Consider the following 21,623-nt stretch of genomic DNA (forward strand, 5'->3'; position numbering starts at 1 on the left):
CGCCCTCAGGCAACACCCCGCAGCGCCGTGAGCAGATCCAGACCCACCGGGCCCTGGCCGCAGATCTGGCGGGACCGATCAAACAACACCGCCCCTACCGCCATCGACTCCTGTCCATAGCGGGCCAGGTAGCGCTGGCTGCGCTGCTCTACCGCCGCGGCAATGCGCTGGCGGAGCTGATCAGCCCGGGGGCGATCGCGCTGGGCCACCTCGGCCAGGGCCGCCTCCACCGTGGGGGCGTCGTGCAGGGCCTGCAGCGCCTCACCCCCCAGGCCCGCCAGGGCCGCCAGGGCCGTGAGCACCTCGGCGCGGCCATCGGCCAGGTGGTGATGGGTGTGGAAGATGCCCCCGGCCAGCTTGATCAGCTTGCCCTGGTAGCCCAGCAGCAGCAGCCGTTGCACCCCCGCTTCCGCCGCGGCCACCAACAACGGGCCGAGCCAGTTGCCCGCCTTCACCACCAGCTCGAGCGGCAAGCCCAGACGCGGCGCCAGATCGAGGCCGTTCTCGCCGATCACCAGCACCAGATCGCCAGCGAACTGCGGAGCTGCCGCTCGCTGGCGCAGCGCCGCCAGAGCCGCCTCCAGCTGATCGGGGGCGGCACTGCGCTGCACCTCGGCCTGGGTGCCGATCAGGGCCAGGCCCTCCACCACCCCGAAGGCGGCGTTGCTGGTGCGCTCCGCCAGCCGGCGTCCCTCGGGAATCACCACCTGCAGCTCCAAACGACGCCCCGGCGGCACAAGGGGGCGCAGATTGGCCTCCAGCAACTGGCGGGCATAGGTCGACAGACAGGGCTCGCCGCTGGCCTGCAGCACCCCCACGCCCGCGCCGGCCCGCAAGGTGAGCCAGTCGCCGGGCCCCTCTTGCCAACGCAGCAGCACCCACAGGGCCAGGTCGCGGGTGAGATCGAGCACGCCAGGGCCGGGATCGCAGCGGGCGATGGCCAGCACCCAGCCATCCGCCAGGGGGGCAGCCGCCTCCACCGGCACGCGCCGGGGCTCGCTACCAGGTGCACCAGGGGCGGCTGCGGGATCAAGCCAGAGCGGCTGGAGCCGCTCCCAGGGTTCACTGCGCAGGGTCAGCAGGGCTGCCCTCGCCGCCGCCGTGAGCCACACCGGCACGGTGTAGCCCCCGGTGTAACCCCCGGTGAAATCCCCGGCGGTGTTCTGGGGTTGGATCGACTCGGCCAAGGGCCTGGGGAGCACTGTTTTTTATGGTGGTCGATTGTGCGGTCCGCCGCCGCCCGCCGCAGCGCCCCCCTACCCATGCAGGACAAGCTCACCCTGATGATCCCCGGCCCAACCCCGGTGCCGGAAACCGTCCTGCAGGCGATGGGCCGCCACCCGATCGGCCACCGCAGCGCCGACTTTCAGAAGATCGTCAAGCGCACCACCGAGCAGCTGCAGTGGCTGCATCAAACCAGCAGCGACGTGCTGGTGATCACCGGCAGCGGCACCGCCGCCATGGAAGCCGGGATCATCAACGTGCTGAGCAAGGGCGACACGGTGCTCTGCGGCGACAACGGCAAGTTTGGGGAGCGTTGGGTGAAGGTGGCCCAGGCCTATGGCCTGGATGTGCAGGTGATCAAGGCTGAGTGGGGCCAGCCCCTCGATCCCGAGGCCTTCCGCGCTGCCCTGGAGGCCGACACGGCCAAGGCGATCAAGGCGGTGATCCTCACCCACTCGGAAACCTCCACGGGCGTGATCAACGACCTGGAAACCATCGCCGAGCACGTGCGTGCCCATGGCACGGCACTCACGATTGCCGACTGCGTCACCAGCCTCGGCGCCTGCAACGTGCCGATGGATGCCTGGGGCCTCGATGTGATCGGATCCGGCTCCCAGAAGGGCTACATGATGCCGCCGGGCCTGGCCTTCGTGGCCATGAACGAGCGCGCCTGGGCCGCCTACGAGCGCTCCGACCTGCCGAAGTTCTATCTGGATCTGGGCAAGTACCGCAAATCGGCCCAAGCCGACAGCAACCCCTTCACGCCCGCCATCAACCTCTACTTCGCCCTCGAGGCGGCCCTGGAGATGATGCAGACCGAGGGACTGGAGGCGATCTTTGCCCGCCACAGCCGCCACCGCGCCGCCGCCCAGGCCGGCATGAAGGCCATCGGCCTGCCCCTCTACGCCGCTGAGGGCACGGGCAGCCCCGCCATCACCGCCGTGGCCCCCGAGGGCATCGACGCCGAGGCCCTGCGCAAGGCCGTGAAGGAGAAGTTCGACATCCTGCTGGCCGGCGGCCAGGACCATCTCAAGGGTCACGTGTTTCGCATCGGCCACCTGGGCTTCGTGTGCGATCGCGACGTGCTCACCGCCGTGGCCGCCATCGAAGCCACCCTCGCCGATCTGGGCCTGCACAAGGGCACACCAGGCGCTGGCGTGGCCGCCTGCGCTGCAGCCCTGACCGGCTGATGTCCTGACCGGGTACATTGGTGAAGTGAAGCAAATTCCAAACGGCTTTACTTCACTTCTGCGGGTGTAATTCAGTGGTAGAATGTCAGCTTCCCAAGCTGAACGTCGCCGGTTCGAGTCCGGTCACCCGCTTCTCGTTCAGTACTGAGAAATCGCTGAAGGCCAAGCGTACGGCCGTTCTCGCATCAGCTGGCAGAAGGCCAGTGGGAACCGGGCGATGACAGGCAATGCCAGGGAGTGGCAGCGACCTTCTCACAGAGCTTCTCTCACGACTGCGCCATTGATGAGTCAGGTATTCACCTGCGCGGGGTGAACTCATGGGCCGTCCCGCAGTGGATCGTCCGGAATCTCGGCTGGGCCGAGGTTGTCAACTGAATTCGTCCCAACATCGTATCCGGAGGTGATCAGGGCAAGCCGCTTCAGCATCAACGCCCGGTCGCCTGACAGTGCAAGTACAGGGAAACAATTCCCCAGAACGGTCTCCAAAATTGCTGGAGACCAGCCGGGCACCACCCACTCGATCCAGACCTGTCCAGAGACCTTTCCAGCGACCTAGCTGGAGACCTAGAGTGTGGTGTATTGCCTTCCTGTCCCGCTGATGGCCCACCGCGTACTCGCCGAAACAGCCGTGAGCATCTCGGAACACAAGAAAAACCCCATGGCCACCCTGGCGGCAGGAGAGGGGATGGCCGTCGCGGTGCTCAACCGCAACGAGCCGGCCTTCTACTGCGTGCCAGCCAGGGCCTACGAAGAACTGATGGATCTGGTGGACGACCTGGAGCTGGGCCGCATCGCCGATGCCCGGCTGACAGACGGCCAGGAGCCGGTGCGGGTCAGCCTCGATGCCCTTTGAGCTGGCCTTTCACCCGGAAGCCCTTCGGGAGTGGCGGAAGCTGACGCCAGGAATCCGGGAGCAGTTCAAGAACAAGTTGGCCGAGCGGCTGACTGAGCCCAGGATCCCAGCGAGCAAATTGCGTGGATCCTCCAACCGCTACAAGATCAAGTTACGGGCCGCCGGGTACCGTCTGGTCTACGAGGTGCGTGACCATGAGCTCCTCGTCCTTGTCGTGGCGGTGGGCAAGCGGGAGCGCAATGTTGTCTACCAGCATGCCGATCAGCGCTGAAGCGCATGCCGCATGGCCGACGCCAAACCCTCTGATCTAGATCGGCTGCGCCGGGAGAACGCCCGCTTGATTGGGCTTCTGGAGGCCCACGGCATCGCCTGGCGATCCGGCGAACCTGCCCCAATGGAAACCGCGCCGATTGCGAAGGCAGCACCTGCCAACGGCCCCAGTTCCACGCAGGAGAAGGTGGCGCTGTTCCGGCACCTGTTCCGCGGTCGCGACGACGTCTACGCCCTGCGCTGGCAGAGCAACAGCAACGGGCGCTCGGGCTATGCACCGGCCTGCGCCAATGAGTGGCGCCCAGGCATCTGCGAGAAGCCACGGATCTCCTGCCGCGACTGCAACCATCGCGAGCTGCTGCCGCTCAGCGATGCAGAGATCTACGGCCATCTGGCCGGAGACCACACCATCGGCCTCTACCCTTTGCTGGACAATGACCGAGGAGGCCGTATCGGCGCGGGAGGCCCGCCAGCTGGGGGCGGCCCTGATCAGCCACACCTGCAACGCCACGCGTCAGCTGCAGTTGAGCTCCTACGACCGGCTGTTTCCCAACCAGGACATCCTGCCGAAAGGCGGCTTCGGCAACCTGATCGCCCTCCCGCTGCAGAAGGAACCCCGGCAGCGGGGCTGCAGCGTGTTCGTGGATGACGACCTGCAGCCCTATCCCGATCAGTGGGCCTATCTGGCAGCCCTGCGGAGGCTATCGGTGGCCGGGCTGCAGACCTTGATCCAGAGCGCCACCGGCGGTGGCCATCCCCTCGATCTGGCGTTCATCGATGAGGAGGACCTGGCGACTCCATGGAAGTCAGCGGTGCCGCTATCGCGGCTCAGAGGACCGCTGCCCACTTCCGTCACGCTCACCCTGGCTGATCGCCTCTATGTGGAGCGCTCGAGCCTGCCGCAGCCACTGCTCAATCGCCTGATCCGCCTTGCCGCCTTCGCCAACCCGGCCTTTTACAAAGCCCAGGCGATGCGCCTGTCGGTGTGGGACAAGCCGCGGGTGATCGGCTGCGCCGAAAACTTTCCCCAGCACATCGCCCTGCCCCGGGGCTGCCTGGAACCAGTACAGACCCTGCTGCAGGAGCAGGGGATCAGCTGGGAGCTGGTGGATGAGCGCCAGAACGGAACACCGCTGGAGCTGGTGTTCACGGGCGAACTTCGGGGTGACCAGGAGGCCGCCGTGGACGCGATGCTGCGCCACGACATCGGCGTGCTGCGGGCACCGACGGCCTTCGGAAAAACGGTTGTGGCAGCAGCGATCCTGGCTCGGCGGGGCGTGAACACCCTGGTGCTAGTGCATCGGGCGGAGCTGCTGCGCCAATGGCAGGAGCGGCTCCACACCTTTCTGGATGTCGCTCCTGGGGCGATCGGTTACATCGGTGGAGGCAAAGCCAAGCCCACCGGCCAACTCGACATCGCCGTGATGCAGTCGCTGGTGCGCAAGGGCGAGGTGAATCCCTTGGTGCAGACCTACGGGCAGGTGATTGTCGACGAATGCCACCACATCGCGGCGGCGTCCTTTGAGGCCATCCTGCGCCAGGTGAAGGCCCGCTACGTGCTGGGGCTGTCCGCCACCCTGGTGCGCCGCGACGGCCTGCAGCCAATCCTGTTCATGCAGTGCGGCCCCATTCGCCACACCGCCCAGCGGCCTGCCGGAGCGCCCCAGATCCTGGAGCTGGTGAGCCGCACCTAGCAGATCGTGGAGGAGGCTCTCGCCTGCTGGGGTGACGGCCGCAGCTTGTTGCTCCTGAGCGAGCGCACCGATCACATCACGCCGATCGCCGCTGCTCTGGCTGGGGAGGTGCCGAACCTGTTCCTTTTGCATGGGCGGCTGAGCGCACGCCAGCGCAGCGCCACCCTGGCGGCGCTGGAAGCGTTACCTCCTGATGCACCCCGCATCGTGCTGGCCACCGGCCGTCTGGTGGGTGAAGGCTTCGACCATCCGCCACTCAACACGCTGCTGCTGGCGATGCCCGTGTCGTGGAAGGGCACACTGCAGCAATACGCCGGCCGCCTGCATCGACAACAGAGCGGCAAGACAAGCGTGCGCATCATCGATTGGCTTGATCTCGGCCATCCGATCACACAACGGATGTGGGAGCGCAGGTTGCGGGGCTATCGGGCCATGGGCTATGCGCTGCTTACAGATCAGCTATCGATGGCAAGCGCCTGATCGAAAGCTTCCCAAGCTGAACGTCGCCGGTTCGAGTCCGGTCACCCGCTTCGGTTCGCAAACAGCTTTATTTCGCAGTCGTTAGAAATAGCGCCGGATTCAAGCAACAATCTGATACAAGCAACAAAGCACCTCAGCTCCGGGGCTTGATCAGTTGCAGCACCTGGGGACCCGTTGATGCCATGCGGCGTTCACCGTCCAAAGCCGCCAAAATGAAGCGCGCAGACTGAGCCAGATCCCCCTGTTCAGCCGCGAGCTGAGCCCGGGCCTCATGGTCTCGAATGGCTTGCTTCAGCTGGCCGCGACGCTCGTCAGGAATGGGAGCTGCCGATGGCGATCGCATGGGCGTGGAAAAAATAGCTGTCATCGCAACGCCTGCTGTCAAAAGTTGTCGCCAAGAAGGGCGAACCCCAAACCGTGGCCTGGATGGGCTCTCAGGCCACGGGATCAGCCATCACGTACCGGGCTCTTCCTGATTGCCACCCAATGCCGCAATTTGATCTCTCAGAGCCTGGGAGCGCTGAAGATCGCCGCGGGTGAGGGCCACAGCCAGGGCAAATTCTAGTTTCTCCAACTGATGCTCTCCCTCACCAGACGAGGGGGGAAATCCAGGGCGAGAAGCTTGGGTGAAACGGCTGGAGGATCCGTGCTGGGAGCCAAGGTGAGACGGACCCGGATGAGAAGCAGTGGGGTAAGCCATGTCCACTTTCTTCCCATTGTGACACCGCTGGCCAGCCCCCGTGTTCAAGCTGCCGTCGCGTAGGACACGTCCTCGGCCGGCTCTGCCATCTCGAGCAGGGCGCGGCAGTCGAGCAACAACCGCTCCACATTGTCGAGACTGCTGATCTCCTGCGGATCCCGTTCGACCTGGCGATCCAGTTGCAGCTCCAGGGCTTCCAGGCGCTGCTCCAACTTCACCAACCGCTGCGACAGGGCATGCACGGTGTGGGCCAGATCTTCAGCGTTGCGGCTGATGCGGAAGGACACGGACTCAGAAACCACGGTGCAACGAGCAGAGGAACCGATGACAACACACCCAGCCGCCACGGCCAAGACCAAGCCAAGACCAGACTGCTGCTCCAGGGCTCGACCCAGGCCGGGCCGATCGATACGTTGGGGCCAGGTTGTTCGACGTTGCCCCCAGCCATGGCTCTGAGCCTGTCTTCTCCGCTGTGTCCTCGGCTGCGCCGGGCCCTGCTCCGCGTGGGCCTGATCAGCGCCCTTGGTGGTGCGGGACTGGGCCTCGGTGGCCTGCCCGTTCGGGCCCAGACAGCGGAAAACAACACCGCTGCCGCCAACGCCGGGCCCGGTGGCAAGGGCGCCCAGATCTATTGCTTCATGCGCAACAGCGGCAACAACCATCAGGTGAGCTGGGATGCGGCCTATGCCGTGATCAAGCGCCAGAGCGACAAGCTGTTCAAGACCTCGCCGGAGCACGCCGCGGTGATGATCACCGAAGCGGTGGTCCAGAACCCCAGTGTCTTTCCCGACTGCGGCCGGTATCTCGGTGACCTGTTCACAAAGCCCGAACCCAAGCCAGAGGCCAGCACCAACACGGCCCCCAGCGGCGTCACCCGCAGCGATCGACTCGGGCAATAGGTCGGCCCATGACCCATGGCGGCGCATCAGCCTGGCCGGCCTGAGCGGGCTGCTGCTCCTGGCCACGGGCTGTGCGGAGGAACCCCTGCCCCAGCGGCAGGTGCGCAGCGATGACTGTCTCCAGGCCGTGCAGCTCGACCAGCTGGCCGAGCAGATCCGCCGCTGCGACGCCGTAGTGGCCGCCTTCCCAACCAACCCCGCCCCGCTGAACGACCGCTATTTGCTGCACAGCCTGGCGGGCAACGAGGTGGCCGCCTGCGCCGACATCGCCCGGGCGGCAGCCCTGGCCCGCGCGCTGCCGGCCAACCGCCTCGACCCCCAGCTGCGCACCGATCTGACCTTGCGCCAGGAGCTCTGCCGGGAACCACGCCCCGGCCGCTGAAACCATTACCAGCGATCGATCAGATCGCGCACCATGGCCGGCAAACTGCGGCGCTCGAGCTGATGGGGGCGGCGCTGCAACAACAGGGCAATGCGCTCGGCCTTGCTGGCGATCAAGCCATCCACCAACTGATCGGCCACCCCCAACTGCAACCAGTGGCTGGTCAGGGCGGCTCCCATGCCGATGCGGTGGCAGCGATCTTCGGCCTGCTCCGCATCACCCGGCGTCCAGGGGCGCTCCACCAACACCACATGCCGGGCCCGATGCAGCGTGAAGCCCAGCCCGCCGGTGCCATAGGTGGCAATCAGCAGGGGGTGATCGCCCCGTTGAAAGGCATCCACCTGCGCCTGCCGCTGGGCCGGCGGCAGGGCCCCGGTGAGCAGTGCACTGGCGGCGAAACGGCGATGCAGCAACTGGGCGGTGGCCACGAAAGCGGTGAACACCACCACCGCCTCGCCCTGGGCCAGCAACGACGCCACCAACGAGCAGGTGGCCGGCAGCTTGTAGTCGGAGCCGATCTGGCGCAGGGCCGTCAGCACCGCCAACACCTCGGCATCGCGGCGCACCTCACCGCTAGCTGCTCGGCGGCGGTAGTCGTCCACCTTGATCTGCAGGCGGTGTTGAAAGCCACGGGCCTGGAGGTCGTCCAACGCCACAGGCCACAGCTGCCGGTGCTTGGGGGGCAGATCGAGACAATCCTGCTTGCGCCGATGCAGCACCAGGGGCCGAACCAGCCGCTGCAGCTCCTCGAGATGGCTGGCGCCACTGGCCTGCCAGAGGCGGCGTCCCCCCTGCTCGCGCCAGTGGCCCTGACAGAACACCTCCTCGAAGGACCGTTGGTCGCGGGCCAGGGGATGGCCGATGGCGGCCAGCAGTGGAAACAGCTGGGCCGGCCGGCCATTTTTCATCGGAGTCCCCGTCAGCAGCCAGATGGCCCGCAAGCGGGGGTGACGGGCCAACCGCAACAGCCCCTGGCTGCGTCGGGTCTGGCCGTTCTGGGCGTAATGGGCCTCGTCTGCAATCAGCACGGTGCCAGCCGGGGGCAGCGCCTGCGGCAGGCGCGCCCAGCTGTGCAGCTCCAGCCGCAGGCCGAGGGCCGCCGCCTCGCTCTGCCAATGACCATGCAGACCAACCGGGGCAATCACCAGGATGCGGCAATCCGCCAGCCGCACCATCGCCCGGGCTGCCGCCAGAGCGGAGAGGGTCTTGCCGAGGCCCATGGCGTCCGCCAGCACCGCCCCACGCCGGGCCAGCAACCACCGCACCGCCGCCCGCTGGTGGGCAAACAGCTGACGACCATCCGGCAAGGGCCGCTGCAGATCGGCCGCCGCCACCAGCTGCCGGTGGAGTGGCAGAGGGGGCAGCGGTTGCTCCATCCAGGCCAGCCACTGGGCCAGCTCGGGCTCCACGGGGAAGCAGCCCGCCAGCACCCGCTGCAGCGCTGGGGCGGCCTCCAGGGGAAAGTGCCAACAGCGCTGCCGGCCCGACCAGACGCCCCGGGGGCGAATCGCCCGCAACTGGGCCTGGGTCACCGCGTCGTAGGGACTGACCACCTCGATCTGGCCCGTCGCCCCCAACCGCAGCAGACAGCGCATCCGCGGAAGTGCAACCCTCGACACATTGACAGCCCAGACGCTGGGGGCAAACTGCCGCCAACCGAGACGCGCCGATGCAGGCCAGGGATGCGGTTTTCCTTGAAGATCTCTGCCCCAAGTTGCGCGTCAGACGCTGGCGCCAATCCCTGCATTACGCCACCGACCAACGCTGCATCTATTGCGGCGAGCGGTCGGAATCCATCGACCACGTGCATCCCCAAAGCCGGGGCGGTCTGAGCGTGACCGAAAACTGTGTACCGGCCTGCCTGGCCTGCAACGGCCACAAAGGCGACGCCGACGCCTTTGAGTGGTATCGCCGCCAGCCCTTCTACGACCCGCGCCGCGCCATGGCCATCCGGGCCTGGACCGACGGAGATCTGCGCCTAGCCCTACGCCTGTTGCAGTGGGCCCATCCCGACCAGCCCCAGGCGGCTCCAGGGCCTCACCAAACGCGACAGGCGTCCACCCCGTTGTGGCGCTGGCAGATGGCTTCCTGATCCTGGGGCCGCTCGGGGGCCAGCACCACCGCCACCACCAGCAACACCGCGGCCAGGGCCGCCGGGACCATGACACCCGAAGCAGCAGGACGCGACGGGGAGGCGGACAACGGCCCAGACTGGCTGCGCAGGGAACGGGAGACCCGGGCGATGCGGGGACGGGAGAGGGAAGCCGGAGTCAGAGAAGTGGGAGCGAGAGAAGCTGTCATGGCGAGCATTGCAAAGCGTTGATACAGATGTACTCATGACCCGGGAGCTTGTCAAGTCCGAGCGGCGGTTGCTGGTGATTGGCGGTGGCTACACCGGTGTGCGTCTCGCCAGGGCAGCCCGCCAACAGGGCATGGCGGTCAAGCTGACCAGCCGTCAACCGCGCCCAGACGCGGGCGGCCTGGCCTGGCTCCCCTTCAACAGCGATCCCGAAGCGCTCGTCCTGCCGCCAGCCGCAGCCCTGGCCGACACCACCGACGTGGTGGTGTCGGTGCCCCCGGAGCCGGGCTTGGGCGATCCGGTGCTGCGGCTGCTGGGGCCGATGCTGCGGGAGCTGCCACTGCAGTGGCTGGGCTACCTCTCCACCACCGGCGTCTATGGCAACACCGGCGGGGCCTGGGTGGACGAAACCGCCCCCACCCCCGCCCGAGCCGGCCGCAGCCTGCTCCGCCTCGAGGCGGAGCAGGCCTGGTTGGCCAGTGGGCTGCCTGTGCAGCTGTTCCGCTTGCCGGCGATCTACGGCCCCGGCCGCTCGCCGTTTGCGGCCCTACGGGCCGGCCAGAGCCGCCTGATCCACAAGCCCGGCCAGGTGTTTTCGCGCGTGCACGTGGATGACATCGTCGGCTGCCTGCTGCATTGCCTCAACCTGCTACTGGAGCAACGCCCGCCTGTGGTCAACGTGGCCGACGACTGCCCCTGCCCCTCCAGCGAGACCCTGGGCTACGCCGCCCACCTGCTGGGGCAAACCCTGCCGCCGATGGAGCGCTACGACACCATTGCCGCCAGCATGAGCCCCATGGCCCGCAGCTTCTGGGCCGAAAACCGGAGAGCCAGCAACCAGCTGCTGCGCCAGAGCCTCGGCTACGTGCTGCGCTACCCCAGCTACCGGGAGGGCTACCGAGCCTGCCTGGCTGAGGAAGGGGGAGCAGGAGCGGCTGAAGGCCGGGGGGGCGGGCAGTCCCCCAGATCACCAGGATCCGCCACATAGGGCAAGCCCAGGTCGCCCAGCAAGCGACCCCAGCGCAGCTCAAGCCAGCCCTTGCTGAATCCCGTCCCCAGACCCAGCACCAACCCCCCCAGCACCAACCAGCGCAGCATGGGCTCGTCCACCAGCAGCCAGGCCCCATCCAACCCCAGGCCCGTCCGGCTGGCCATTGCCTTGGGGGATCCCGCCGGCATCGGTGCCGAGGTGACCCTCAAAGCCCTGGCCCAACCGGAATGGACCTCGGCCGAGGCCTGCCAGCCCCTGCTGGTGGGCTGTCGCCGCTGGCTGGAAACCAGCTACCAGCAATTGCGCCGCCACGCAGCTGCCAGCAACGGCCTCGAACCGCTGCGGGATCCCGCTGAGCTCGAGATCATCGACAGGCCCCTGGCGGAGGCCTGCCGGCCTGGCCTCAGCACGCCGGCCTGCGGGGACGCCAGCTTCGCCTGGCTCACCGACGCCGTCGAGCTGGTGCAAAGCGGTCGCTGCCAGGCCCTGGTCACCGCGCCGATCGCCAAGGCCAGCTGGCATGCCGCGGGTCACACCTACCCAGGCCAGACCGAGCGGCTGGCCGAACTGACAGGCAGCCCGGAGGCCTCGATGCTGTTCACCGCCCTGGCGCCCGTAGGCCAGTGGCGCCTGAACACCCTGCTGGCCACCACCCACATCCCCCTGGCCGCCGTGCCCCTGCAGCTCAATGCAGCCCTGGTGCAGCGCAAGCTCGATGCCCTGCTGGCCTTCTGCCAGCGCTTCAGCGCCTCCCCCCACCTGGTGGTGGCCGGGCTTAATCCCCATGCGGGGGAGGCGGGTCAACTGGGCGGCGAAGAATCCACCTGGCTGGAAGCGGCCCTGGACGCCTGGCGCCAGCGGCATCCCCAGGTGCGGCTGGAGGGGCCGCTGCCGCCCGACACCTGCTGGCTCAGCGCAGCAAGCGCCTGGAGGGGCTCAGGCTCGGGACCGGATGGGTACCTGGCGCTGTATCACGACCAAGGCCTGATTCCGGTGAAGCTGCTGGCCTTTGATGCGGCGGTGAACACCACCCTGGGCCTGCCATTTCTGCGGACCTCGCCGGATCACGGCACCGGCTTCGCCATCGCCGGCCAGGGCCTGGCCAGGGCCGACAGCATGACGGCAGCCCTGCGCACGGCCCGGGATCTGGGCTGAGGATTTAAGCGCAACCGATCAGGCCGGCCGCACCCGCATCAGCACCTGTCCAAATTCCACTGGGGTGCCGTTTTCCACCAGGATTTCGACAACCTCGCCACCCACCTCCGACTCGAGCTCGTTCATGAGCTTCATCGCCTCGAGGATGCAGACGGTTTGGCCCACCTTGATGCGAGCACCCACCTCCACGAACGGAGGCTCGCCAGGAGCCGCGGCCCGATAGAACGTCGCCACCATCGGAGCCGTGACCTCCAGCAGATCGCCGCGGCTGGCCGCGGCGGGCGGAGGCGGGGCTGAAGGGGTGGCGGGCAGGGGAGCGGCCGCGGGCAGTGACATCGCTTGGGGAGGAGCCGCTGCGGCCTGAACCACCGCCGCCGGTGCCACGCCGGGGAGATTGCGACGCACCTCCAGACGGAAATCGTCGCCCTCGAGCTTTAATTCCTGGATGTCACTGTCTCCCAGAAGGGCCAGGAGCTGGTGTAGCTGGTCTTGGTTGAGCTGCATGGCGATCAGTTCTCCCGACCGAGGTAGCTGTCGGTGCGCGTGTCGATCTTGATCTTCTCGCCGATCGAGAGGAACAGGGGCACCATCACCTGAGCTCCGGTTTCGACAATGGCGGGCTTGGTACCGCCGGTGGCGGTGTCGCCCTTGACGCCAGGATCGGTCTGGGTGATCTCGAGCACCACCGAGTTGGGAAGCTCCACCTCGAGAGGCTTGCCGTTCCACGCCACCACGTTCACCTCCATGCCCTCTTTGAGGTACTTGCGGCTGTCACCGATTTGCTTGGCGGTGAGCCGGGTTTCCTCATAGGTGCCCATGTCCATGAACACGTAGTCGTCGCCCTCCATGTAGGTGTGCTGGAGGGTGCTCTTCTCGAGCACGGCCTGGGGCAGCATCTCGCCCGCCCGGAAGGTCTTTTCCACAACGTTGCCGCTCTGCACCGCCTTGAGCTTGGTGCGCACGAAAGCCGATCCCTTGCCGGGCTTCACGTGCAAAAACTCAACGACCCTCCAGACCTGGCCATCCAGCTCAATTGAAGTACCAGTGCGAAAGTCGTTGCTGGAGATCATTCCGGCAGTTCAGATCTGGGCGATTGTACGGCTGGCTACCAGAGCGGGCCCGACGCCGGGCATCCCGAGGGCTGGAGAGTTGTGCCAAAGTCCGCTCAACAACACAGCATTGCCATGGTACGGCGCCAATCCGGGTGGACGCATCGGTCCGGATGGGCGCCTCTATGGGCCGGCCTGATCAGCCTGATGGTGCTCCTGACGCTGTCAGCCCCCGCCGCCTGGGCAGACCTGCCCCAGGGCAATGCCGTCACTGATCCGGCGGCTTTGCTGCGCAATGCCCTGCCGATCCAGGCCCCCGACCTGCAGGATCTCCAGCACCGGCTGGAGAGCACCAGCGACGACCTCCGGGCCAAGCGCTGGCCAGCCCTGAACAGCACGGTGCGGCGCTGCGGCTCCCTGCTCGGCACCCGCAAGGCCGCCATCCTGGAGGGCTTCTCCAACGACACCAGACCCCAGGCCGCCACCCTGCTCGACCAGCTGGAAGACCAGCTGCAGGTGCTCGCCGCGGCCGCCGAACAGCAGGAACGCGATCCCTTCCTGGCCGCCCGCCGCGATGCCCTCGCCACGATCGGGGACGCGGAAGACCTGCTGGTGGGCCCCTTCCCCTTTGAGATTCCAGCCGAATTTGCTGGTCTGCCGCGGCTGCTGGGCCGGGCCACCGTGCAGCTCACCACCACCAAGGGCGACCTCACCACCGTGGTGGACGGCTACAACGCGCCCCTGACCGCCGGCGCCTTCGTGGATCTGGTGCAGCGCGGCTTCTACGACGGCCTGCCCTTCATCCGCGCCGAAGACTTTTACGTGCTGCAAACCGGTGATCCAGCCGGCCCGGAAGACGGATTCATCGACCCCAACACCAAATCCGTGCGCCGAGTCCCCTTGGAGATCAAGGTTCCCGGTCAGCCGGCGCCCTTCTACAACGAGACCTTCGAAGACCTGGGCCTGTTCAAGGCTGCCCCGGAGCTGCCCTTCTCGACCAAGGGCACCCTCGGTTGGGCCCACTCCGACGAAGTGCTCGACGATGGTTCCTCCCAGTTCTTCCTGTTTCTGTTCGAACCGGAACTGACCCCCGCCGGCCTCAATCTGATCGATGGCCGCTACGCCGCCTTTGGCTATGTGGTGGATGGCTTTGACGTGCTCGAGGAACTCACCGCCGATGACGGGATCGTCAAAGCTCGGGTGCTGGCAGGTGGCGAAAACCTCAAGCCCCAAGGTTGAAACGAACGGGCATGAAAAAGCCGCCCTGTGGGGCGGCTTTGAACCAGAGCTGATCGGCTCAACTCACTTCCAGTTCTTGGCAACGATTTCGGCGAGATCGACAACGCGCTGGCTGTAACCCCATTCGTTGTCATACCAGGCGATGACTTTGACCATATTGCCGCCCATCACCAGGGTGAGAAGAGAATCGATGATCGTGGATTCATCAGTGCCACCGTGGTCGCTTGACACCAGGGGCAGATCGCAGTACTTGATGATGCCCTTCATGGACGTTTCCGATGCCGCCTTGAGCACAGCGTTCACTTCATCCTTGGTGGTGTCGCGGCTGATATCGAGCACCATGTCGACCACCGACACGTTGGGGGTTGGCACCCGCATGGCAATGCCGCTGAGCTTGCCCTTGATCGGCGGGTAGACCAACGCCACAGCCTGGGCGGCCCCGGTGCTGGTGGGCACGATGTTCACCGCAGCGGCACGGGCACGGCGCAGGTCGCGGTGGGCCGCATCCAAAATGCGTTGGTCGCCGGTATAGCTGTGGGTGGTGGTCATCGTGCCCTTGATGATGCCGAACTCCTGGTCCAGCACCTTGATGACGGGAGCCATGCAGTTGGTGGTACAGCTGGCATTGCTGAGGATGTCCCAGTCTTCGTGGCGGTATTGATCAGCGTTGACGCCGACAACAAAAGTGCCGACTTTGGCTCCCTTACCGGGAGCCGTGAGAATCACCTTCTTGGCACCAGCTTCAAAGTGCTTGCTGGCTCCCACATCGTCGTTGAACACGCCGGTGGACTCGATCACCAGATCGACGCCCCATTCCTTCCAAGGAAGGTTGGCAGGGTTGCGGTCGTAGAAGGTTTTGATCGTCTTGCCGTTGACAACGATCGTGTCTTGGGTCGTGGTGACGTCAACGCCCCGCAGGGGGCCCAGCATCGAGTCGTACTTGAGCAGGTGGGCGTTGGTGTTGGTGTCACCGGAGCCATTGATGCCCACTAGTTCGATGCCGGTATTGGCCCCACGGCTCAGCCAGCAGCGCGTGAAGTTGCGACCGATCCGGCCAAATCCATTGATCGCAACGCGCAAAGTCATGGCCGAAAACGGCAAAAGCCGCTAGCAAAGGTGGTTTTGGCTGCAGATCATACAGAAATTGATCCGCTCTCCCCTCTTGCAAACGGGGCGTTCACGACGGACCATGCACAGACGCGCAGCATCTCGTAAGGGTTTACGGGCCGTTGTCGGCTTAGTTTCGTGCTCACCGAAGCCCTGAACCGGAGTTGCCCTTGGCACCCCTGCTCGATCGCCACCAGCCGCTTCATTTCATCGGGGTTGGCGGCATCGGCATGTCGGCCCTGGCTGGGATCCTGGCGGAACGGGGCTATGCGGTAAGCGGCTCGGATCCCCGCGATCACGCCGTGCTCGACCGCCTGCGCCGGCTGGGCGTGCGGGTGTTCCTCGAGCAGAGCGCCGCCACCGTGGCTGCAATCCGCAGCGGCACCTCCGTCGCTCCCCGGGTGGTGATCAGCTCCGCCGTTCCGGAGACCAATCCGGAGCTGGTCGAAGCCCGTCGCGTGGGGCTGGCCATCTGCCATCGCTCCGATGTGCTGGCCGCCCTGATCAACAGCCAGGCTTCGATCGCCGTGGCTGGCAGCCATGGCAAAACCACCACCAGCTCTCTGGTGGCCACGCTGTTGGCCGCCACCCACCACGACCCCACCGCCGTGATCGGTGGCATCGTGCCCGCCTTCAGCAGCAATGGCCGCCATGGGCAAGGGCGCCTGCTGGTGGCCGAAGCTGATGAATCAGATGGATCGCTGGTGAAATTCCGCGCCTCCCTGGGCGTGCTCACCAACGTTGAGCTTGATCACACCGACCACTACCCCGACCTCGAGGCCCTGATCCATACCCTGCAGCGGTTTGCCGGCAACACCGAGCGACTGCTGGCCAACCGGGACTGTCCGATCCTGCGGGAACGGTTCAAACCGGCGCACTGGTGGTCGATCGAAACGTCTGAAGGGGTCTCGTTTGCCGCGATTGCCCGCGAAGAGCGTGGGAACGGCACCGTGGCCGACTTCTACGAAGACGGCGTCGCGGTGGGCTGCTTCGAGCTGCCCCTGCCCGGCCGCCACAACCTCAGCAATGCTGTCGCCGCCATGGCCGCCTGCCGGCTGGAGGGGGTGTCGTTTGCCGAGCTGCGCCAGGCCGTCGCCGCCCTGAAAACCCCCGGGCGTCGCTTTGATTTCCGCGGGCTCTGGGAAGGCCGGCTGGTGGTCGACGACTATGCCCACCATCCCAGCGAAGTGGCGGCCACCCTGGCCATGGCCCGCCTGATGGTGACGAGCGGATGCAGCTCCCTGCCCGTGGCGCCTCGGCGTGTGGTGGCGGTGTTTCAGCCCCATCGCTACAGCCGCACAGCCCAGTTTCTGGAGGGCTTCGCCGCGGCCCTCAGTGAGGCCGATTCCGTGCTGATCGCGCCCCTCTACGCGGCCGGTGAGGCCCCGATCCCGGGCATCAGCAGCGCGGCGGTGGCTGACGCTGTACGCAAACGGGCGCCGCAGCTGCCGGTTCAAGTGGCCGGCAGCCTCGAGGAACTGGCAGCCCAGCTGGCCAGCGCCAGCCGCGAGGGCGACCTGGTGCTGGCGATGGGGGCAGGCGATGTCAACAGCCTCTGGGATCGCCTCGGCCAATGGCAACCAGATGCTCATGGCAGCACGGCCGACGCGGACACCGCCCTGGCGGCCTGACCCCATGGTTGCGGCCTCCAGCTGCCCTCCCGCGCTGCGCCAGGCCGTGGCGCTGCACGCCTTCACCACCTGGAAAGTGGGGGGCCCGGCCGAGTGGTTCGCCGAACCTGGCACCCAGGACGAGCTGATCGCTCTGGCGACCTGGGCCCAGATCCAGGGCCTGCCCCTGCGTTGCATCGGCGCCGGCTCCAACCTGCTGATCGCCGATGCCGGGCTGCCGGGCCTCACCCTCTGCAACCGCCGCCTGCAAGGCAGCCGGCTTGAGGCCAGCAGCGGCCTGGTGGAGGCGGAGGCCGGCGAGCCGATTCCCAGCCTGGCGCGCAAGGCAGCCCGCCTGGGGCTCAGCGGGCTGGAGTGGGCGGTGGGCATCCCCGGCACCGTGGGGGGGGCTGTGGTGATGAATGCGGGAGCCCAGGGTGGCTGCACCGCCGACTGGCTGCGGACGGTACGCGTACTGGATCCCGCCCAACCCGAAACGCCCTTCGAACTGCCGGCCGACGAGCTGGCGTTCGCCTACCGCCACAGCCGCCTCCAGGCCGAATCCTGGATCGTGCTGTCGGCCTGCTTCCAGCTGGAGCCCGGCCACGATCCCGTGGCGATCACGGCGCGCACCAGCGCCAACCTGCACAGCCGCACCAGCACCCAGCCCTACCAGCAACCCAGTTGCGGCAGTGTGTTTCGCAACCCAGAACCGCACAAAGCCGGGCGCCTGATCGAGGAGCTGGGACTCAAGGGGCTGCAAATCGGTGAGGCCCAGGTGTCGCCGATCCATGCCAATTTCATCGTCAACACGGGCCAGGCCACCGCCGCCGACATCGATGCCCTGATCCTGGAGGTGCAACATCGGGTGATGGCCAGCCACGGCATCGCCCTTCACCCGGAAGTGAAACGGCTGGGCTTCCAGCCAGCCCCCTAGCCGACCCTTAGCCTGCAACAAACACCTCCCTTGGCATGGCTGGCTTCGGACTCCCCAACTTCGGTCAGCTCACCGAGGCCTTCAAGAAGGCCCAGGAACTCCAGCAGAACGCCCAGAAGCTCCAGGAGGAGCTCGATGGCATGGAACTGGAAGGCCGCAGCAGCGATGGCCGAGCCAGCGTCTGGCTCTCCGGCAACCAGCAGCCCCTGCGGGTGCAGCTGGCGCCGGAGCTGGTGGCCGAAGGGGCCGCAGCCAGCGAGGCCGCTGTGCTCGAAGCCCTGAAGGCGGCCTATGAGCTCTCCACCGGCACCATGAAAGGCCGAATGGAAGAGCTCACCGGCGGTCTCAATCTCAATTTGCCGGGTCTGGGGAGCTGAGCTCGCTGCTGGGGTCTTGCCCGTCTTCGGCACCCGATTGCCCGTCTGATTCCTGGTCTGGTTCCCCGTCGAGCAGTTGTTGGCGCTGACGCCGCCGGGAAGACTGACGCAAGCCTGGAGCCAAGCGCGGCTCCAACCCCTGACTGCGGCGACGCAGACCGGGCTCCGCGGACCGGCCATGGCTGCGGCCGGCCCGCTCGCCCTCCAGCAGCAGATCGGCGAGGCATTGGCCATACAGCCCGTACCGCTCCCAGTCGCAGCCCACGGCACAGCCCGGATCACCCTGGTGCAGGCAATTGCTGAACCGACAGGACGCGGAACCGAGCCGCTGCCGGATCTCTGGGAACAAGGCCCCCAGGGCGGCGGGATCAGCGGGTAGGCGCGGACGGTTGAAGCCGGGCGTATCGGCCAACAGGGCCCCGGGCGCCAGGGGGAAGAGCTCCACATGGCGGGTGGTATGCCGCCCCCGCTGCAGCCGCCCCGATACCGCCGCCACCCGCAGACCCAGCTCCGGGCAAAGCCCGTTGAGCACGCTGCTTTTGCCCACCCCGGAGGGGCCACAGAGCACGGCAATGCCCGGCTGGGCCAGACGCTGCTGCAGCCGCTCCAGGCCCTGGCCGGTGCGGGTGGACACCGCCAGGGCCTCGTACCCCCAGGCGCTGGCCCGCCCGCACCAGTCGTCGGCCACGTCTGGGGGCACCAGATCGGCCTTGGAAAACACCAACAACACCGGCCGGCCCGTGGCCTCGGCGGTGAGCAGGAAGCGGGTGAGTTGCAGGGGGTCGAGCGCGGGCTCAGCCAAGGCGACCACCACCACCACCCGCGCCACATTGGCCACCGCGGGCCGCTCCAACAGGCCGTTGCGGGGCTCCAGGGCCGCCACGGCCCCACGGCCTGCCGACCAATCGATGCCGTCAACCCGAACCCGATCGCCCACGGCGATGGTCTGGCCACTCTTGCCCAGCCGGGTGCGGCGGGTGCACAGCAACCGGCTCACGCCACTCGGGCCCGCCCGCTCCAGCTCGACCCAGCAGTAATTGGCCAGCAGGGCCACCACCAGCCCGGGTTCGCTGTGCCCGGGTTCAGCCCCCATGGCGCCGGATCCGCAGCCGCACCGCCCCGTCCTGGTCAGGATGGGGCTGGCAGTCGACCCCGTGGCCGGCACTCTCCAAGCCCTGGGTCACCAGCTGCTGGGGCTCGCCAGCATCGAGATCCACCTGGAGACAGCTGCCAGGGGCAACCTGCTCCAGGGCGAGCTTGGTGCGGATGAAGTTGAGCGGGCAGGGGGTGCCCCGCAAGTCGAGCTGGGCGGCCGGTTCGTCATCAGCGCACCCCAGCGTCAACCGAACAAACCTCCAAACAGGCCACTCTTGTGGGGGTGTTTCTGCCCTTTGCTGGTGTGGTGGCCGGCCAGCTGCTCCAGCAACTCCCGTTCCTCGCTGTTGAGCTTGGTGGGCAACTGCACTTTGATGCTCACCAGATGGTTGCCGCGGGCCACGGGATTGCCGAGCTTGGGCACCCCCTTGCCCTGCAGGGTGAGCACGGCACCAGGCTGGGTGCCGGCTGGAATCTCCAGCTGCTCCTGGCCATCGACCGTGGTCACCTCAATGGTGTCGCCCAGGATGGCCTGGAGGTAATTGAGGGTCACCTCGGAGTGGATGTGGATGCCATCGCGGCGCAAGCCGGAGGCCGACTGCACACTCAGGAACACATACAGATCGCCGGCCGGGCCACCCCGCTGGCCGGCGTTGCCTTCATTGGCGACCCGCAGCCGCGTGCCCGAATCGACGCCGGCGGGGATGTTGATCCGCAGCTTCTTGCGCACCTGCTGGAGCCCCTGGCCGCCGCAGGCGCTGCAGGGGTCGGCGATCACCTGACCTGAGCCTTCACAGGTGGGACAGGCCGCCACCTGGGTGAAGCTGCCGAAGGGAGTGCGGGTGGCGCGCCGCACCTGACCGGCGCCACCGCAGGTGCCGCAGCTGGTGGGACCGCTGCCCGCCTTCGCACCGGAGCCCTGGCAGGTGGTGCAGGTTTCGAGATGGCGGATCTGCACCTCCTTCTCGATGCCGAACACGGCCTCCTGGAAGCTGATGCTGAGATCGAGGCGCAGGTCGTCGCCCTGCCGGGGCCCTCGGCGCCGGGGGCCCGACGCACCGGGGGAGGCACCGCCAAAACCGCTGAAGAAAGTTTCAAACAGATCGGCGAAGCCGCCCATGTCGCCCATGTCGGGCATGCCACCGCCGCCGCCCAGGCCCGCCTCACCAAACTGGTCGTAGCGAGCGCGGGTCTGGGGATCGCTCAGCACCTCATAGGCCCGGCCGATCTCCTTGAATTTGTCCTCAGCGCCCGGATCCTTGTTGACATCCGGGTGGTACTGACGCGCCAGACGCCGGTAAGCCCGCTTGAGGGTGTCGGGATCAGCATCGCGGGCGATGCCCAGCAGGTCGTAGTAGTCGGCCATCAGCCGCCTTGCTCCTCAACCGGGCCGCTCTCCGAAACGGTCGCTGCACCAGCATCGGCCGGACCAGGGCCCATCGACACCTTGACCAGGGCATGCCGCAGCACCCGGCCATTGAGGTGGTAACCACGCTGCAACTCCTCGATCACCACATCTTCCGAGTGGGCGTCGCTCGGTTCGCGCAGCACCGCTTCGTGCAGGCTGGGGTCGAAGGGCTCACCCTCCACCCGCATCGGCGAGACGCCGAGCAGCTTGAACACATCCACCAACTGCTTGTAGAGGCCCTGGTAGCTGCGGTGCAGGCTTTGGGCCTCCTCATGCTGGGGGTTGAGCTGCTGACGGGCTCGATCGAAGTTGTCGACCACCGGCAGGATTTCGCCGAGCGTTGAACAGGTGATCTGCAGGCGCAGGTCCTCGCTGTCACGGCTCTGACGCTTGCGGAAGTTGTCAAAGTCGGCCGCCAGCCGCATGTACTGGCCATTGAGGGCCTCGTGCTCGGTCTTCAGTGTTGCCAGCTGGACCTCGAGCTGGGCGGCCCGGTCCAAACCAGTGGCCTCAGCTCCATCAGTCTGATCGGCGTCCACGGCCTGTTCTGAGGCACTCCCCGGGCTGGGCGGGGTCTCGATGGATTCGCCGGGATGGGAGACCTCGGCTCCCGGATTGCTATCACCGCTCATCGAGGTGTCCCCGCTCATGGCTGACATGGTCA

26 protein-coding genes, 1 tRNA gene and 1 pseudogene are annotated in these 21,623 nt (G+C 67.0%); 16 read left to right on the forward strand and 12 right to left on the reverse strand.

What is annotated here, in order from left to right:
- Positions 1-5: 5 nt before the first annotated feature.
- Entirely contained in the window at positions 6-1,187 is a 1,182-nt protein-coding gene (gene cbiD, locus KBY65_RS03570; RefSeq protein ID WP_255000549.1) for a cobalt-precorrin-5B (C(1))-methyltransferase CbiD, read from the reverse strand.
- Between the two features lie 75 nt (positions 1,188-1,262).
- Here cbiD and KBY65_RS03575 point away from each other — a divergent pair, with 75 nt between their 5' ends.
- The 7 genes and pseudogenes from KBY65_RS03575 to KBY65_RS03600 all read left to right on the forward strand — a co-directional run bounded on the left by KBY65_RS03575 (position 1,263) and on the right by KBY65_RS03600 (position 5,711).
- On the forward strand, positions 1,263-2,414 hold the full coding sequence (locus KBY65_RS03575) for a pyridoxal-phosphate-dependent aminotransferase family protein (RefSeq protein ID WP_255000634.1): 1,152 nt from the start codon (positions 1,263-1,265) through the stop codon (positions 2,412-2,414).
- A gap of 60 nt (positions 2,415-2,474) precedes the next feature.
- Positions 2,475-2,546 (forward strand) — tRNA-Gly (locus KBY65_RS03580).
- A 466-nt stretch (positions 2,547-3,012) separates the two neighbouring features.
- On the forward strand, positions 3,013-3,267 hold the full coding sequence (locus KBY65_RS03585; RefSeq protein WP_254992760.1) for a type II toxin-antitoxin system Phd/YefM family antitoxin: 255 nt from the start codon (positions 3,013-3,015) through the stop codon (positions 3,265-3,267).
- Positions 3,257-3,538, forward strand: coding sequence for a type II toxin-antitoxin system RelE family toxin (locus KBY65_RS03590; RefSeq protein WP_255000550.1), 282 nt, complete (start codon positions 3,257-3,259; stop codon positions 3,536-3,538). Before KBY65_RS03585 ends, KBY65_RS03590 begins: the two co-directional genes overlap by 11 nt.
- Before the next feature lie 123 nt (positions 3,539-3,661).
- A pseudogene (locus KBY65_RS14020) lies at positions 3,662-4,199 on the forward strand (TOTE conflict system archaeo-eukaryotic primase domain-containing protein); the annotation flags it as partial.
- 309 nt (positions 4,200-4,508) lie between these two features.
- On the forward strand, positions 4,509-5,231 hold the full coding sequence (locus KBY65_RS14025) for a DEAD/DEAH box helicase family protein (RefSeq protein WP_409996620.1): 723 nt from the start codon (positions 4,509-4,511) through the stop codon (positions 5,229-5,231).
- 6 nt (positions 5,232-5,237) lie between these two features.
- Complete coding sequence (locus KBY65_RS03600; protein WP_255000553.1) at positions 5,238-5,711, forward strand: DEAD/DEAH box helicase; 474 nt, start codon at positions 5,238-5,240, stop codon at positions 5,709-5,711.
- A gap of 454 nt (positions 5,712-6,165) precedes the next feature.
- Here the strand turns inward: KBY65_RS03600 and KBY65_RS14030 are convergent, their stop codons facing one another.
- A complete protein-coding gene (locus KBY65_RS14030; protein ID WP_369802005.1) occupies positions 6,166-6,411 on the reverse strand; it encodes a hypothetical protein in 246 nt (81 codons plus the stop codon).
- A 44-nt stretch (positions 6,412-6,455) separates the two neighbouring features.
- Complete coding sequence (locus KBY65_RS03610; RefSeq protein ID WP_094558984.1) at positions 6,456-6,713, reverse strand: hypothetical protein; 258 nt, start codon at positions 6,711-6,713, stop codon at positions 6,456-6,458.
- A gap of 144 nt (positions 6,714-6,857) precedes the next feature.
- Here KBY65_RS03610 and KBY65_RS03615 point away from each other — a divergent pair, with 144 nt between their 5' ends.
- Together KBY65_RS03615 and KBY65_RS03620 are read left to right on the forward strand one after the other, a co-directional pair.
- Complete coding sequence (locus KBY65_RS03615) at positions 6,858-7,310, forward strand: DUF6554 family protein (protein WP_233128383.1); 453 nt, start codon at positions 6,858-6,860, stop codon at positions 7,308-7,310.
- A 100-nt stretch (positions 7,311-7,410) separates the two neighbouring features.
- Positions 7,411-7,692 carry a hypothetical protein gene (locus KBY65_RS03620; RefSeq protein ID WP_094558983.1) on the forward strand — a complete coding sequence of 94 codons (282 nt, stop codon included), beginning with the start codon at positions 7,411-7,413 and terminating at the stop codon, positions 7,690-7,692.
- Between the two features lie 5 nt (positions 7,693-7,697).
- Here the strand turns inward: KBY65_RS03620 and KBY65_RS03625 are convergent, their stop codons facing one another.
- Complete coding sequence (locus tag KBY65_RS03625) at positions 7,698-9,287, reverse strand: DEAD/DEAH box helicase (protein ID WP_255000554.1); 1,590 nt, start codon at positions 9,285-9,287, stop codon at positions 7,698-7,700.
- A 74-nt stretch (positions 9,288-9,361) separates the two neighbouring features.
- Here KBY65_RS03625 and KBY65_RS03630 point away from each other — a divergent pair, with 74 nt between their 5' ends.
- Complete coding sequence (locus tag KBY65_RS03630; RefSeq protein ID WP_094558981.1) at positions 9,362-9,784, forward strand: HNH endonuclease; 423 nt, start codon at positions 9,362-9,364, stop codon at positions 9,782-9,784.
- Here KBY65_RS03630 and KBY65_RS03635 read toward each other — a convergent pair.
- Positions 9,730-9,993: a hypothetical protein gene (locus KBY65_RS03635; RefSeq protein ID WP_143592817.1), complete on the reverse strand. Its 264-nt coding sequence runs from the start codon at positions 9,991-9,993 to the stop codon at positions 9,730-9,732. The two genes, KBY65_RS03630 and KBY65_RS03635, sit on opposite strands and share 55 nt — an antisense overlap.
- Positions 9,994-10,028: 35 nt before the next feature.
- Here KBY65_RS03635 and KBY65_RS03640 point away from each other — a divergent pair, with 35 nt between their 5' ends.
- Both KBY65_RS03640 and pdxA read left to right on the forward strand, forming a co-directional pair.
- Positions 10,029-10,979 carry an SDR family NAD(P)-dependent oxidoreductase gene (locus tag KBY65_RS03640; RefSeq protein ID WP_255000555.1) on the forward strand — a complete coding sequence of 317 codons (951 nt, stop codon included), beginning with the start codon at positions 10,029-10,031 and terminating at the stop codon, positions 10,977-10,979.
- A 108-nt stretch (positions 10,980-11,087) separates the two neighbouring features.
- On the forward strand, positions 11,088-12,137 hold the full coding sequence (gene pdxA / locus KBY65_RS03645) for a 4-hydroxythreonine-4-phosphate dehydrogenase PdxA (RefSeq protein WP_255000556.1): 1,050 nt from the start codon (positions 11,088-11,090) through the stop codon (positions 12,135-12,137).
- A gap of 18 nt (positions 12,138-12,155) precedes the next feature.
- On the opposite strand, the gene accB is transcribed toward pdxA, so the two are convergent.
- Both accB and efp read right to left on the reverse strand, forming a co-directional pair.
- Positions 12,156-12,641 (reverse strand): acetyl-CoA carboxylase biotin carboxyl carrier protein, encoded by a 486-nt coding sequence (gene accB / locus KBY65_RS03650; protein ID WP_094558978.1) that lies wholly within the window; start codon positions 12,639-12,641, stop codon positions 12,156-12,158.
- Between the two features lie 5 nt (positions 12,642-12,646).
- Positions 12,647-13,207, reverse strand: a complete 561-nt coding sequence (gene efp, locus KBY65_RS03655; RefSeq protein WP_094558977.1) for an elongation factor P — start codon at positions 13,205-13,207, stop codon at positions 12,647-12,649.
- Positions 13,208-13,393: 186 nt separating this feature from the next.
- On the opposite strand from efp, the gene KBY65_RS03660 reads away from it, so the two are divergent.
- Positions 13,394-14,425, forward strand: a complete 1,032-nt coding sequence (locus tag KBY65_RS03660; RefSeq protein ID WP_255000558.1) for a peptidylprolyl isomerase — start codon at positions 13,394-13,396, stop codon at positions 14,423-14,425.
- 63 nt (positions 14,426-14,488) lie between these two features.
- On the opposite strand, the gene gap is transcribed toward KBY65_RS03660, so the two are convergent.
- Positions 14,489-15,511 carry a type I glyceraldehyde-3-phosphate dehydrogenase gene (gap, locus tag KBY65_RS03665; protein WP_094559209.1) on the reverse strand — a complete coding sequence of 341 codons (1,023 nt, stop codon included), beginning with the start codon at positions 15,509-15,511 and terminating at the stop codon, positions 14,489-14,491.
- Between the two features lie 191 nt (positions 15,512-15,702).
- Here gap and murC point away from each other — a divergent pair, with 191 nt between their 5' ends.
- Genes murC through KBY65_RS03680 form a run of 3 tightly spaced genes read left to right on the forward strand, consistent with a single transcriptional unit; the run spans position 15,703 to position 18,456 of the window.
- On the forward strand, positions 15,703-17,163 hold the full coding sequence (gene murC / locus KBY65_RS03670; protein WP_255000636.1) for a UDP-N-acetylmuramate--L-alanine ligase: 1,461 nt from the start codon (positions 15,703-15,705) through the stop codon (positions 17,161-17,163).
- A 4-nt stretch (positions 17,164-17,167) separates the two neighbouring features.
- A complete protein-coding gene (murB, locus tag KBY65_RS03675; protein ID WP_094558975.1) occupies positions 17,168-18,079 on the forward strand; it encodes a UDP-N-acetylmuramate dehydrogenase in 912 nt (303 codons plus the stop codon).
- Between the two features lie 35 nt (positions 18,080-18,114).
- On the forward strand, positions 18,115-18,456 hold the full coding sequence (locus KBY65_RS03680; protein WP_094558974.1) for a YbaB/EbfC family nucleoid-associated protein: 342 nt from the start codon (positions 18,115-18,117) through the stop codon (positions 18,454-18,456).
- Here the strand turns inward: KBY65_RS03680 and rsgA are convergent.
- The 4 genes from rsgA to grpE are packed head-to-tail and all read right to left on the reverse strand — an operon-like array spanning position 18,431 to position 21,609.
- Entirely contained in the window at positions 18,431-19,549 is a 1,119-nt protein-coding gene (gene rsgA / locus KBY65_RS03685) for a ribosome small subunit-dependent GTPase A (protein WP_255000560.1), read from the reverse strand. The two genes, KBY65_RS03680 and rsgA, sit on opposite strands and share 26 nt — an antisense overlap.
- Positions 19,539-19,799, reverse strand: a complete 261-nt coding sequence (locus KBY65_RS03690) for a sulfurtransferase TusA family protein (RefSeq protein ID WP_233128380.1) — start codon at positions 19,797-19,799, stop codon at positions 19,539-19,541. The genes rsgA and KBY65_RS03690 overlap by 11 nt, the downstream gene beginning before the upstream one ends.
- The gene (gene dnaJ, locus KBY65_RS03695) at positions 19,796-20,917 is read right to left on the reverse strand and encodes a molecular chaperone DnaJ (RefSeq protein WP_094558972.1); all 1,122 of its coding nucleotides are present in this window, start codon (positions 20,915-20,917) and stop codon (positions 19,796-19,798) included. The genes KBY65_RS03690 and dnaJ overlap by 4 nt, the downstream gene beginning before the upstream one ends.
- Positions 20,917-21,609: a nucleotide exchange factor GrpE gene (gene grpE / locus KBY65_RS03700; RefSeq protein ID WP_255000562.1), complete on the reverse strand. Its 693-nt coding sequence runs from the start codon at positions 21,607-21,609 to the stop codon at positions 20,917-20,919. Before grpE ends, dnaJ begins: the two co-directional genes overlap by 1 nt.
- Between the last annotated feature and the right edge of the window lie 14 nt (positions 21,610-21,623).

The sequence above is a fragment of the Cyanobium sp. Alchichica 3B3-8F6 genome (genome assembly GCF_024346435.1).
Taxonomy (GTDB): domain Bacteria; phylum Cyanobacteriota; class Cyanobacteriia; order PCC-6307; family Cyanobiaceae; genus Cyanobium_A.